Annotated in this window: 11 protein-coding genes; 10 read left to right on the top strand and 1 reads right to left on the bottom strand. The window is 65.3% G+C overall.

The window, feature by feature from the left end; translation table 11 throughout:
- Nucleotides 1-25: 25 nt before the first annotated feature.
- Entirely contained in the window at nucleotides 26-2,059 is a 2,034-nt protein-coding gene (locus tag IPK66_17090; GenBank protein ID MBK8176908.1) for a hypothetical protein, read from the bottom strand.
- 201 nt (nucleotides 2,060-2,260) lie between these two features.
- Between IPK66_17090 and gshB the strand changes: the two genes are divergently transcribed.
- From gshB to IPK66_17040, 10 genes are all read left to right on the top strand, one after another.
- Complete coding sequence (gshB, locus tag IPK66_17085) at nucleotides 2,261-3,214, top strand: glutathione synthase (protein MBK8176907.1); 954 nt, start codon at nucleotides 2,261-2,263, stop codon at nucleotides 3,212-3,214.
- Nucleotides 3,215-3,246: 32 nt separating this feature from the next.
- Nucleotides 3,247-4,026 carry an alpha/beta fold hydrolase gene (locus tag IPK66_17080; protein MBK8176906.1) on the top strand — a complete coding sequence of 260 codons (780 nt, stop codon included), beginning with the start codon at nucleotides 3,247-3,249 and terminating at the stop codon, nucleotides 4,024-4,026.
- Nucleotides 4,027-4,119: 93 nt separating this feature from the next.
- Nucleotides 4,120-6,663: a disulfide oxidoreductase gene (locus IPK66_17075; GenBank protein MBK8176905.1), complete on the top strand. Its 2,544-nt coding sequence runs from the start codon at nucleotides 4,120-4,122 to the stop codon at nucleotides 6,661-6,663.
- Nucleotides 6,660-7,061, top strand: coding sequence for an RNA-binding S4 domain-containing protein (locus IPK66_17070; protein MBK8176904.1), 402 nt, complete (start codon nucleotides 6,660-6,662; stop codon nucleotides 7,059-7,061). The genes IPK66_17075 and IPK66_17070 overlap by 4 nt, the downstream gene beginning before the upstream one ends.
- Before the next feature lie 85 nt (nucleotides 7,062-7,146).
- On the top strand, nucleotides 7,147-7,578 hold the full coding sequence (locus tag IPK66_17065) for a TerB family tellurite resistance protein (protein ID MBK8176903.1): 432 nt from the start codon (nucleotides 7,147-7,149) through the stop codon (nucleotides 7,576-7,578).
- Nucleotides 7,579-7,651: 73 nt separating this feature from the next.
- Nucleotides 7,652-7,987: a ferredoxin family protein gene (locus IPK66_17060; protein MBK8176902.1), complete on the top strand. Its 336-nt coding sequence runs from the start codon at nucleotides 7,652-7,654 to the stop codon at nucleotides 7,985-7,987.
- A 371-nt stretch (nucleotides 7,988-8,358) separates the two neighbouring features.
- Nucleotides 8,359-8,856 (top strand): CarD family transcriptional regulator, encoded by a 498-nt coding sequence (locus IPK66_17055; protein ID MBK8176901.1) that lies wholly within the window; start codon nucleotides 8,359-8,361, stop codon nucleotides 8,854-8,856.
- A gap of 61 nt (nucleotides 8,857-8,917) precedes the next feature.
- On the top strand, nucleotides 8,918-9,718 hold the full coding sequence (locus IPK66_17050) for a hypothetical protein (GenBank protein MBK8176900.1): 801 nt from the start codon (nucleotides 8,918-8,920) through the stop codon (nucleotides 9,716-9,718).
- A 45-nt stretch (nucleotides 9,719-9,763) separates the two neighbouring features.
- Nucleotides 9,764-10,216, top strand: coding sequence for a putative molybdenum carrier protein (locus IPK66_17045; GenBank protein ID MBK8176899.1), 453 nt, complete (start codon nucleotides 9,764-9,766; stop codon nucleotides 10,214-10,216).
- Nucleotides 10,217-10,701: 485 nt separating this feature from the next.
- Nucleotides 10,702-13,548 carry a type I secretion C-terminal target domain-containing protein gene (locus tag IPK66_17040; GenBank protein ID MBK8176898.1) on the top strand — a complete coding sequence of 949 codons (2,847 nt, stop codon included), beginning with the start codon at nucleotides 10,702-10,704 and terminating at the stop codon, nucleotides 13,546-13,548.
- Nucleotides 13,549-13,569 lie beyond the last annotated feature (21 nt).

The raw sequence follows: 13,569 nt of genomic DNA, 5'->3' as shown, positions 1-13,569 counted from the left end.
TTCGTCGACTGGGTCACGGCGCGTCTCAGCGAAGCGTACAGACGAGCGTCAAGCTGAGTGACAGCAGCGCGACGACACATCCGATTACGCCGGCCGATCGCACGCCGGTCTCGTGCGCCGCTTGTTGTCTCTGCTCCGTACTCTGTTCCATCCGCGCCAGTTCGGCGCCGGCGCGGGCATAATCACGCTGTGCCCGCTCGAACCCCGCGCGATCGCGACTGCGACGCTCCGGATCATTGAGCAGCGCATGGACGCGAATCAAATCGCCCTTCTCAATCGCCGGGCGCAAATTCTGCTCGAGCGTTCGCCGGGTCTCGCGATGGCAAAAGCTGGCGATCACCGGCTGCAACGAGCGGACGATCCATGCCGCGAGCTTGGGCGTGCGCGTCCCTGGATAACGGGCTTGCAGCCAGGCATAGACGTTGAGCATTGTTGTTCCCGAGACGATCGGATCGGTGTTGCCAAGCTCGTCGAGCAGGGAGGTGGTATCCTCGGGGCAGCGAGCCGCGATGAACGCGGCGATATGCCTGTCGATCGGTCGCCCATTTGCTCCGTCCGCCACCGCTTCCAGCGCCGGGAGAAGCTCCGCCAGGGTACAGACCCGCTGCCTGCGCACCTGTGGGCTCAGGCAGGGAAGTGACGGATTGGACTCATAAAGGCATCGCTCAATGCCGAATCCCGGCGCATGGTTGGTCAGATGGCGCGTTAGCCGGGAACTCGCTTCGATGCGCCGCTCGTCCCGGGGGCCGGCCGCCGGCCGAACACGAAACCAATCGGTGACGAGTTCAAGTTTGACGATCTCCGCGAAGTCTTGAATCGGCTGGTTGTTGATGAGTTGATTGGCCAGCATGGTGCCAAAACCGTCACCAGCGAAGGCGTGCCCGCGGTAGCGTATCGGCGCTTCCGGATCGAGCAGCATCGTGGCGTGCGCGAGCAGGAAATCGTCCTGGTTGCCGCGCCCTCCGCGAGAAGATCCCGGCAAAATGGCAGCAAGATCGGCCAGCCGCTTCGCTGTTATCGGATCATGCAGACTGCGCCGGATCCAGCCATCGAGGGCGCCGCTACGAATTGCCGCCACCGCCTCGGGCACGCGCCGGACCAGCGCGGCGGCAAGCGTTCGCAGGTTGTTATAGGGCTGGTCATGCAGAACGAAGGGCGATTCGGGTGAGGGCACGGGACGCGCCACCCGGATGGCAACTCTGCGAAGATCGAGCCACGCCGCGAGGTCGGCAAGCGTCCAGCGCTCCTGCGCCTCATCGGCCAGCATGCCGCGCAGCGGTTCCACGAGCGGCAGCGGTATGCGCGTTCCTTCGGTCAGGGCGAAATAGCTTCCGCGTTCGATTTTCGCCGCGAGCAGGGCCTCGGGATCGTGGTTCCTCGCCGGATCACAATCGCAGGCGACAGCGAACAAGGTGACCCCCAGGGCATAGATGTCATCGGCAATGCTGCCGTCGCCGCGCCCGACCGGATCCGCCATGCCCCGCTCGATCGTTTCATAGGCGATGGGCTGATCGTAGCCGGCGGGTCCGGCAAAGCCATCGCCAAGGGCGGACTCACTCCCATCGGCCAACAGCCACCAGACGTTGCCGCGGCGGATGCCTCGGTGGGCCGCCTGGCTGTCCGCGAGCACCTGCAGCGCTTGCACGATCGGCGCAAGGAACCGGCGCACGCGTTCGGTATCGCTGGCTGCCCCCGCGCGCTTGGCCAACAGATGGCTGACAGGCCCGCCTTGCGGGCGCTCATAGATAAAGGCGAAGCGCCGCTCGCTATCGCGCCAGTCGACCGGGCCAAAGTCGACCAGGGTGAGCAGCCCGGCCTGCGGACGGGTGACGAAAGCCGCGGCAGCATCGTAGCGAATCGGCAATTCAGTGTTGCAGACGAGCGCGAACAAGGAGCGATCCGGAGTCCGTCGATCGCGCGAGACGTACCCCGCGGCACTCGGGCGATCAAACGCATGCAGGCAAACGCTGGAATCGATTTCGAAGCGGTCGGCGAGCACCGCCACGTGGCCGTTGGCAGCGGGTGTCTCGTGCGCGCTCTGCGTATCCTCCGATGCCATGCGAAGAGTCCTCGGCCACGGACGCGTTCGTCACGTCGGGCCCGAGAATATGCGATGAGGATTGCCGAAGACTTAAAAGCGCCTGTCGTCGACGCGCTTGCCAGCGCCGGTGTGCAGCCTCTAATGGAGGGGTGCGCGCGCCGTCGTCAGACAGACGGAGCGTGTTGCTCTTATTTCGTGACTTAGGGGAAGACGCCGCCAATGCGCCTTAACGTCGCCATTCAGATGGATCCGATCGAAGGCATTAGTATCGATGCCGATTCCACCTTCGCATTGGCGCTCGAGGCCCAGCGCCGCGGCCATTCGCTCTGGCACTATCTGCCGAAGGACCTGACGTTCTCCGCGGGATCGGTTTTCGCTCGCGCCCGTCCACTGTCGGTGCAGCGCGTCAAGGGCGACCACTTCCGCCTCGGCGATGAGAACATGCTCGATCTCGGCAGCCTCGATATGGTGTTGATGCGCCAGGATCCGCCGTTCGACATGGCGTACATCACCCTGACCCACGTCCTGCAGCATATCCATCCGAAGACCCTCGTGCTCAACGATCCGGTCGAGGTGCGCAACGCGCCGGAAAAGCTGTTCGTCACCCATTTCCCCGAGTTGATGCCGCCGACGCTGATCACCTCGGACCGGGCAGCGATCCGTGCCTTTCGCGAAGAGCACGAGGACATCATCCTCAAGCCGCTGTTCGGCAACGGCGGCGCCGGCGTATTTCACGTCGACCCCGAAGACGACAATCTGAACGCCCTGCTCGAAATGTTCACCCAGTTCTACCGCGAGCCGATCGTCATTCAGCGCTACCTGCCGGAGGTCCGCGACGGCGACAAGCGGATCATCCTCATCGACGGTCGGGCGGCCGGTGCGGTCAAGCGCATCCCGAAGGCCGGTGAAGCCCGCGCCAACCTGCACGTTGGCGCCCGGGCGGAAAAATCCTCGCTGACGTCGCGCGATCGGGAGATTTGCGAGGCGATCGGCCCGGATCTCAAACGCCGGGGGCTCGTTTTCGTCGGTATCGATGTCATCGGCGACTACCTGACGGAAATTAATGTCACCTCGCCGACGGGAATTCAGGAAATCGGCCGCTTCGATGGCATTTCGCTGGAATCGCAACTCTGGGACGCGTTCGAAGAGCGCTGGCAGAGCAGTCGGGGTTAGCGGACGGTCGGGGTTGGCGGAAAGAGGATGTCATGGCGCTGAAACTCGCCACGCGCGAATATGGCGACGGACCGCCGCTGATTATCCTGCACGGCTTGTTCGGCTCGGCCCAGAACTGGCATTCCATGGCCGAACGTCTGGCGGCGACGTACCATGTCGTGACCTGCGATCTGCGCAATCATGGCGCCTCGCCGTGGTCGGAGCAGATGACCTTCCCTGAAATGGCGGATGATCTCGAGACCCTGATCGAGGCGCGCGGCCTGTCGCCGGCCAGCGTGCTCGGCCACAGCGTCGGCGGCAAGACGGCGATGCTCACCGCGCTGAAGCATTCGGATCTCGTCGAACGGCTGATCGTCGTCGATATCGCCCCGGTCGACTACGAGGCGCCGTTTCTAGCGTACGTTCGCGCGATGCAGGCGGTCGATCTTGCCGCCGCGACGCGGCGCTCCGCCATCGACGAACAACTCGCCGAGGTCGTCCCCGACGCCGCCACCCGCCTCTTCCTGTTGCAGAATCTGATCGAGCGGGACGGTCGGGCCGACTGGCGGATCAACCTCGCCGCGATCGCCGCCAACATGGATCGCCTCCTCGGCTTTCCCGACGTCGCGCAGTTCGGCTACGACGGCCGCGCCCTGTTCCTCAGCGGCGCGGAGTCGGACTATATTGCGCCCCGTTACTACGGGCGGATTTTCGAGCTGTTTCCCCAGGCCGAGTTCGCCCGGATCGACGACGCCGGCCACTATCCGCATGTCGAGCAGCCGGAGCGCTTTCTCGCCAGTGTCGTCGACTTCCTGGAGAGCGCCTACGCCTGACCGCTGCCATGGCGACGGCCAGCGCCCGACGGCGGGTACGGACGGAATGACGGGCCTTGCCATCGCGCGGCGGTCTCGGACAAGGTGGGGGGCATGGTGAGGAACGACGCGCCGTCCGCATCCGGCTCCCGCATCGTCGCCGTGCTGGGACCGACGAACACCGGCAAGACTCACTTGGCGATGGAACGCATGCTGGGCCACGCGTCCGGCATGATCGGCTTTCCGTTGCGCCTGCTCGCCCGGGAGAACTACGACCGGGCGGTTGCGGTCAAAGGTGCGTCGCGGGTCGCGCTGATCACCGGCGAAGAAAAAATCGTCCCGCGCGATGCGTCGTGGTTCTTGTGCACGGTCGAATCCATGCCAGTCGACCGGCGCGTCGCCTTCCTCGCCATCGACGAGATCCAGATGTGCGCCGACCCGGACCGGGGCCATCTGTTCACCGATCGCCTGCTCCACGCCCGCGGCGAGCTTGAGACGATGTTCATGGGCGCTGAGACGGTCCGCCCGCTGCTCCGCCGCCTCGTTCCCGAAGCCGAGTACATTTCACGCCCGCGCTTTTCCAGGCTGACTTACGCCGGATCGGTCAAGTTGACCCGGCTGCCGCCGCGCAGCGCCATCGTCGCCTTCAGCGCTGCCGACGTCTACAGCATCGCCGAACTCGTCCGGCGCCAACGTGGGGGCGCGGCGATCGTGCTGGGTGCGCTGAGCCCGCGCACCCGCAACGCCCAGGTCGCGATGTACCAAGCGGGTGAGGTCGATTACCTCGTCGCCACCGACGCGATCGGCATGGGCTTGAACATGCAGGTCGAGCATGTCGCCTTCGCCGCCACGCGCAAATTCGATGGCCGCGCGCCGCGCCCGCTGGCGCCGGCGGAAATGGCGCAGATCGCCGGACGCGCCGGACGTTACACCAAGGACGGCAGCTTCGGGACGACCGCCGAGATCGGGCCGCTCGACTCCGATCTCGCCGAGCGGATCGAAACCCACCGCTTCGATGCGCTCAAGGCCCTGCAATGGCGCAACACCGAGCTGCAGTTCGCCTCGATCGCCGCCTTGAGAACGAGCCTGGCGCGATTGCCGCTGCGCTCCGGTCTGGTGCGCGCGCGCGAGGCCGACGACGAGATCGCGCTCGGCCACCTCGCCGCGGACGCCGAGATCGCCGCTTTGGCCCGCGGACGCGAGGCCGTCGGATTGCTGTGGGACGTCTGCTGCATTCCCGATTTCGGTAAGGTAACCGGTGAAGGCCACGCACGCTTGCTGGCGCAAATGTATCGCTTTCTCGCCGGTACCGAGACCGGCAGCGCCGGGACGCTGCCGACCGACTGGGTCGCCCGCCAGGTCGATCGGATCAACCGGACCGATGGTGATATCGAAGCCCTGATGCAGCGCATCGCCAATATCCGCACATGGACCTACATCGCCCATCGCGGCTCCTGGCTCGCCGATGCAAGCGGATGGCAGGAGCGCACGCGCGCCATCGAAGACAAGCTCTCCGACGCTCTGCACCAGCGGCTGATCCAGCGCTTCGTCGATCGGCGCACCGCCTCGCTCGTCGGTCGCATGCAGCACCGCGGCGCCCTGGCGGCGGCGGTCAGCGGCGAGGGCGACGTTCGTGTCGAAGGTCATTTCGTCGGCAAGCTGGACGGTTTTCGCTTCACCATCGATCCGAGCGTGACCCGTAGCGGAACACGCGAAGCCGGACGCGCGATCACCACGGCGGCGATGCGGGCATTGAGCACGCCGATTCGCCGACGCCTGGAGCAACTCGAGACCGACGACGACGATGCCTTCTGCCTCGCCGACGACGGCGGCATCCTTTGGCACGGCGCGCTCGTCGGCCGTCTGAGCCGGGGTGCCGACAGTCTCGCACCCGGGATCGAACCGTTCGGCGGCGACCTCTTGGAGGGAAACGCGCGGCTGCGACTGTGCGCCCGGCTTGTGCGTTTCGTGCACGCGCGGCTGCGCCAGACGCTGGCGCCGCTGTTTCCGTCCGATCACGATGGTGAGATGAGCGGCGCCGCCCGCGGCCTGCTGTTTCAGGTGGCGGAAGCCTTGGGCGCCCTGCCGCGCGCACAACTGACGATACCACCCGCGGCGCTCGCCGCCTCCGACCGCAAGGCGCTCGCCGCCCGCGGCCTTCACTTCGGCCATGACTGGCTCTACTTCGCGAGTTTGCTGAAAGCGCGACCAATGGCGACGCGCGCCCTGCTATGGCGGATTCATGCCGGTGCCAGCGTTCCCGCCGCACCCGCCAGGCTTGGCAAAGTCTCGCTTGCGGCACCGGCCGGTGTGCCGGCGGCATACTGGTCAGCGACAGGCTACCGCCGGTTCGGCGCACGAGCCGTTCGCATCGACGCCGTCGAGCGGCTGTCCGCCCATGCGCGACGCCGCGCCCGCGACGGCCGGACGGTTATCCTTGCCGATTTCGCCCGGCCTCTCGGCTGCAGCGCGGCCGATCTACCGGAGATCCTGCGTGCGATCGGCTACCGGATGACCACGGCGGAGGACGGCACCCGTCTCGTTGCGGTGACGCGTCCGCGGCGGGCATCGCACCATCGAGCCGCGGCGGACGGTGCTCAGCGTCCTTCGGGCCACTCGCCCTTCGCAGCGCTCGAAACCCTGCGTTCGGCGCGATGAGTCCGAGCGAACACCTGCGTCTCGACAAGTGGCTTTGGCACGCGCGGTTTTTCAAGAGCCGCACCCTTGCCGCAAGCATGTGCGCCACGGGGCGAATCCGCGTCAACGACGTGCCCATCGCCAAGTCGCATCACGCAGTTCGTCCCGGCGATGTCCTCACCTTCGCCCTCGGGCCGCACATCCGGCTGATTCGCGTTCGCGCGCTCGGCACCCGCCGTGGCCCCGCGAGCGAGGCACAGACCCTCTACGAGGATCTTGCCCCGCCGCTGCACGAACTCGCGCCACCGGCAGCGGCAACGGACCATCTCAACGCCGCGCCGCCGGAGCGGCCCGCCGGCGCCGGCCGGCCGACCAAGGCCGACCGGCGCGCGATCGAACGGCTGCGCGGCGCCGACTGATCGGTCGCAGCGCAAAAGCCCTGTTCAAGCTGTTGTTGAGCACATGCAACGCATTATGTTACCCAACGTCATGCTTGAACGATTGATGGCGTTGTTCGACGACGCCGATTCCAGGACCGAAGCGCCGGAGCAGGCCGACCCGTTGCAGCGGGCGGCGGCGGTGCTGCTCGCCATCGCCGCGCGCCTTGACGGCACGATCGCCCCGGTGGAGCGCGACCGCATCCGTATCCTGCTGCGCGATCGGCTGGGGGTAAGCGAGGTTGAAGCGCTGCTTGATACCGCCGAGCGCGACGCGGCCAACTCCACCGATTTCTTCGGCGTAACACGGGTGATCAACGACCGTTCCGACGCGCAGGGACGGATCGACGTGATCGAGATGTTGTGGGATGTCGCCTACGCCGACGGCGTGGTCGACGATTACGAAGCCAATCTCGTCCGACGCGTCGCCGGCCTGCTCCATGTGTCCGATCGTGACGCGGGCGAGGCGCGCAAACGGGTCATCGAACGAAACAAATGAACTGCGCCGATGCGGCTAATCAACCGGTCCGGGCCGGGCGCCGCGATCGTGACGGAGAAAAAGGAGGGCCGAAATGACCTATATCGTTACCGAGAACTGTATTCGATGCAAATACATGGATTGCGTCGAAGTTTGTCCGGTCGATTGCTTTTATGAAGGCGAGAACATGCTCGTCATTCACCCTGACGAATGCATCGACTGCGGCGTTTGCGAGCCTGAATGCCCGGCGGAGGCGATCGTCCCCGATACCGAGCCGGGACACGAGAAATGGCTTGAGCTGAATACGCAATTCTCCCTGACCTGGCCGAACGTCACGCGCAAGGGGGAACCGCCGACGGACGCCGACGACTGGAACGGCAAGCCGGGCAAGGAAGAATTCCTGAGCAGCAACCCCGGTTCGGGAAGCTGATCTTCGCCGCACACCGTCCGCCGGCCGGCCTCCGCGCCCTTTGCGGGGCCGGCAGTTGCCATGCCCCCATGCCGTAGACAAATGGCCTTCCTTGTGCTCGCTAAACAGGCAAATGACAGCCTATATCACCGAAACTGCACTCAAGGTTTGAATTTTGCTGCGCACGCGTGGTATAAAGTAAGACTGCTGGTTTTCGACCAGCGAAGTCGGATCGCTAGGAGGAATGGCCTCCCGGGGGTGGCGACCGCAATAATCTGGACGGGTGCTCGTCAAATCCAAATCGCTCCTTAGCCAGCTTCTATTGATCCTTTTTCTAGGACAATTAGTCGTACACGCGGGCACCTTCAACGCTTTTGGAGAGAACGGAGACAATGCGGGAAGAAATGGCCTTCGGCTCTGGTGACTATGTTGTCTACCCGACGCATGGCGTAGGCAAAGTCATCGGTATCGAAACCCGGGAAATCGCTGGACAAGAACTCCAGCTCTTTGTCATCGCCTTCGATCGCGACCGAATGACGCTGCGCGTGCCCATCGGCAAGGTTTCGCACGCGGGTCTGCGACGGCTGAGCACACGTAAAGTGATGGAAAACGCACTAACCAAGCTGAGGGGACGAGCCCGTATCAAGAAAACGATGTGGAGCCGGCGAGCCCAGGAATACGAAGCGAAGATCAACTCGGGAGACCCGGTCTCGATCGCCGAGGTCGTGCGCGACCTTTATCCGAACGTCGGCCAGCCCGATCAGTCGTTCAGCGAACGGCAGATCTATGAAGCAGCGTTCGATCGCCTAGCTTGCGAACTGGCGGCCCTTGAATGTATCGACAAGGAAGCTGCGACCGGCAAGCTCGAAGATCTCTTGAGCGCCGCCTGATCGATCAACCGGCGGCGCCTGGCCCCTGCAGGCGCCGGCCGGAGGCGACGGATTGTCGACGATGACCGAAACGACCGTTTTCGCGATGCTGCCGGAAGGCCGTCGTAATTGGGCTGTTGCGTCGATACTCGGCGAGGTCGGTCGTCTCGGCGCGCTTCACGCGCTGCTGCGCTCGCGCATCCAGCCGGACGATAATCTCATCTATCTGGGCAATTTTCTCGGTCGCGGCGACGTTGCCGCCACCGTTCACGAGATGCTGCTGTTCCGGCGCGAGCTGATGGCACGCCATCTCGATCCCGTCCACGGCGAAATCGCCTACCTGCGCGGCAGCCAGGAAGAGATGTGGCACAAGCTGCTGCAAATGCAGTTTGCTCCCAACCCGCGCGAGGTGCTCGAGTGGATGCTGACTCAGGGGGTTGGGGCGACGCTCGAGGCGTATGGCGGCACGGTGGCGGACGGGCGGACCGCCGCCAAACTCGGCGCGGCAGCCCTGTCGCGCTGGACCAACCACCTGCGATCTTGCATTCGCGACATCGACGGGCACGAACGGCTGATGAGCGTGCTGCGCCGCGCCGCATTTACCCGCGACGGCGTTCTGCTGTTCGTCAACGCCGGGGTCGATCCGAGCCGCCCGCTGTCGCAGCAGGCCGATACGTTCTGGTGGGGTTGCCGCGAGTTCGAATCGCTCACCGAGTCTTACGACGGCTTCAACCGCGTCATCCGCGGTGCCGACGCGCGCCGGGGCGGCGTCGTCATCACCGAGCGCATCGCCTCGCTGGATGGCGGCTGCGGCTTTGGCGGCCCGCTCGTCGCCGCGTGCTTCGATGCCACGGGCGGCCTCGTCGAGATGATCGAGGCATGAGGCATCCCCCGCCGGTCCGCCATCCCGGCTGAGTCTTGCCCGACGATGCTTGCTCGGATCATTTCGGGCGGCCAGACCGGTGTCGACCGCGCTGCCCTTGATGTCGCCCTTGCCCGGGGGGTTGCGTGCGGCGGCTGGGTTCCGCGTGGACGGCGCGCCGAGGACGGAACAGTGCCGGCGCGTTATCCCTTGCGCGAGACGCCCAGCCGCTCCTATCCGGAGCGGACGCGGCGCAACGTTGCCGATGCCGACGCCACGCTCATTCTCACCTGTGGCCCCCCAACCGGCGGCACCGCCCTGACGGCGGTCCTCGCCGAGCGGCTCGCCAAACCCTTGCTCGTCGTCGATCTGAGCGCGAAGCCCGACGCGGCCGCCGTGCGCGACTGGCTGATCCAAACGGGCACGCAGGTGCTCAACGTCGCCGGCCCGCGCGAGAGCAGCGCTCCCGGCATCCACGCTCTCGCCCGCGCGTTCCTCGATGCCGTCCTGGGCGACTGACCAGGCCCAGCCGCCGAGGCCCGCGCCCAACGATGCTCACCTCACCGCGTGGGCGCTTTTTCAAGGCGCTTCCGTCGCTTGATACGGTCGGTGGGTTGGCCGCGACCGACGCTTGCTGCCGACAGTGTGGACGTGATAGCAAGCCCTTGGATATTCGTAAAATTGGCCGTTCAGGCTCTACGTGCCGTAGCGACGAGGGGAGCGCGGGTTCAGTGCTTAGCGGCTCGCAGGAATTGTGCGCGTACAGCGCCCGCCTCGTGCGACGGTCCGGGGGCGGACAGAACTATCAGAAAGACCGATCCGCACTCCTTACGAGACGGGCGGTATCTCTTGGCCGCCGCACGCGCGCCGGTCAGCACGCAGCGTGCTTGAGAAAGCTCGCTTCAGCCACGATCCGATTCAGCCACGATCCGATTCGGGCACGATCCGATTCGGGCACGATGACGGCGCCCGGGTGAGACTGGAACGACAAGGAGGAGCCAGAAATGCCAAACCTAACGGGATCAGACGGCGTCAAGGCACTCGCTGCCGGGGTTGACGTTCCCGGCACGCCGGCAGACGACACCATAGCGGGTGATGTGCTGCGGACTGTCGGAACAGCGGTGTCGCTGGACGCGGAGGCGGGAAACGCCAACGGCACCGTCGACGGTGCTGATGGGGAGGACATCGTCGCCTTCGACGACACGCTGTTCGCGGGCGGCGGTGAAGATACGCTCGCCGGCGACGTCGTGTCCTCAGGTGGCGGTGACGTCGCGCTGGCGGTCGGGGTGGGCGAATCAGGCAAGGGGTTTTATCGCCCGACGCCGAACTTTCCCTTCTACGAGTACGCCACCGGTGGCCTCGGCGGCGACGACAACCGTTGCACGGCGTTCAACGATCGGGTTGGGGCGGGGCTCGGCGCCGACCGATTAGCCGGAGACGTGCTCGCCATCGGCGGGGATGTCGAGCTGGCCGTCTCAGTGGGCCAGGCGGAGAGCGGGGCCGATGGCGGAAACTTCAACCGCGCGTCCGCCTTCAATGACACGCTTGGAGCCGGCGATGGCGACGATATCGTCGCGGGCGACGTGCTGACAACAGGTACGGGCGCACTGCGGCTCGCATTGCAAGTCGGACGCGGCAATCCGACAGGCAGCAGGTATGGCGACAGTCGCGCCAATGGCGGTGATTATGGCATCGCAACGGCCTTCGGTGACGACGTGCACGGCGACGTCGGCGCGGATCAACTGGCAGGAGATGTGTTCCGGGCAGACGCCAGTGGCACGGTGATATTGGAGGCCCAGGTCGGCGAAGGCGGAAACGGCAATATCAACGCCGGTGGCGGACACGGCGGTTCTATGAACGGCGCCACTGCCTTCGACGATAGTCTGTTTGGCGAGGCGGGCAGCGATGTCCTCGCAGGAGACGTCATCAGCGACCGGTCGACAGGCCGCGTGTCACTCCTCGCCGGCGCGGGTAGCGGCGGCGACGTCAGCAGTGGCGGCGCCCGCGATGCTCTGCACGCGTTCGAGGACTCGGTTCGGGGAGGTGCCAGCGACGACGTGTTGGCCGGCGACGTCGTCTTGCGCGACGGAGTGCAAGACCTCTTGATCCAGGCGGAGGCCGGTGAACAGGGCGACGGTCCTCCCGCGTCCGGGGGTAATCAGTGCGCCGTCTTCGCTTTTGATGACAGTCTGTTCGGCGCGAGCGGTCGCGACACCATGGCCGGCGACGTGCTCCTTCAACACTTGGTCGGCTCTGTCACCCTCAGCGCGCTGTGCGGCACCGCGACGGCCGACTCAAACTATGGCGGCAACGGGGGCGACCGAAATGTGCTGACCGGCTTCAACGATATTTTGACCGGCGGCGGCAGCGCCGATCTTCTGGTGGGGGACGTCTACAGCGTCGACGTGACGGGCGACCTACACCTGCGGGCAGCCTCGGGCACCGCGAGTTACAATACCGTCGGCGGCGGCAGCAACCTCGCGCAAGCCTTCAACGATCGTCTCATTGGCGGCCTCGGCGGCGACACGCTGATTGGCGACGCCGCGCTTGCGGGCATCTTGGACACCTCGGGTAGCACGGTGTTGATCGCCGACGCCGGCAGCGGCGGCAGTGGATCTCCCCATGCTGTCAACGGCGAGATCATCGGATATGGGGGCGATGGCGGCGACGCCAATGAAACCCATGCCTTTAGCGATACGCTTTTCGGCGATGCCGGAAGCGACCTGCTCGTCGGAGACGTGCAGGCCACGCCACTGGACGGCACTATGAGCCTTAACGTGCTGGCAGGTGTCGCGCCTGAGAACTCTGATGGAGAGCAGAAAAACGCAGGCGATCTCAATGTCTCCCAAGCATTCAACGACGCCATGGAAGACTTTGGGGGCGCCGGCATACTCATCGGCGATATTGATCTCACCGATGGAGCCGGGTCGGTAACACTCAGGGCTGCTGCCGGCGCAGGATCGTCTCGGTCGGACTTTAGCGGAGGTGAAGGCGGCGACGATAACTCCGTCAGAGCGTTCTGCGATTCGATCTTCCCCAGTGCTGACGACGGCGACATCGGCAACCTGCTGGTCGGCGATGTGCGATCACAGGCATTTACCGGCAGCATCGGACTTGTCATCGAGGCGGGAACGGATGGCTTGGGCGGTGACGGAGGCGATGGCAATGGGGTGACTGCCTTCAACGACCTGCTGATCGTCCAACCCCGTAACGATGTGGTGGATGACCTTCTGATCGGAGATGTCTATTTCGCGTCCAGCGCGCCGTCCCTGTCGATCACAATCGCGGGCGAGGCCGGCAACAGTATCTCGGCATTCCAGGACTCCCTGTCCGGCGGAGGCGGGAACGACGCTCTGTGGGGTGACTTCTTTAATGGTTCCGGGGGTTTCCTGCCCTCAACGTTACACATCGAAGGTGATTTCGCCGGGCGCGAGCATCTGTTCGCCGATACGATCGATGGCGGCAATGGCAACGACACGCTGGCTGGCGGGCTCGGCTCGGATGTCCTGACGGGCGGTTCGGGAGCTGATCATTTCGTCTGGGACGAAGGTGACCTCACCAGGATCGCCATAACTGGAACCGTTCCGGTTGACCGGGTTACCGACTTCGGCGCGACAGATCATGACGTTCTCGATTTCAGCGGGCTGTTGGCCTCGCTTGGCTTTACTGCCGGCGACTCGGCCTCCGACTGGCTTTCGTTGCGCTCCGAAGCCGGCGCCACCGTCATTGCCATCGACGCCGACGGCACCGGCGTCGACGAGACGTTTTCCGCCGCCGTTCGCCTCGAAGGCTTCACAACGGCGCTTCCTCTCCAACAACTGATCGACGATGGCACCATCCTGATCGCTTGACCCACGCTCTGCAGTCCACCC

Source organism: Rhodospirillales bacterium, from assembly GCA_016712595.1.
Lineage (GTDB): Bacteria > Pseudomonadota > Alphaproteobacteria > Rhodospirillales > Defluviicoccaceae > Defluviicoccus.
Note: the sequence above shows the minus strand (reverse complement) of the source record. Positions and strands in the feature narration are given on the sequence as shown.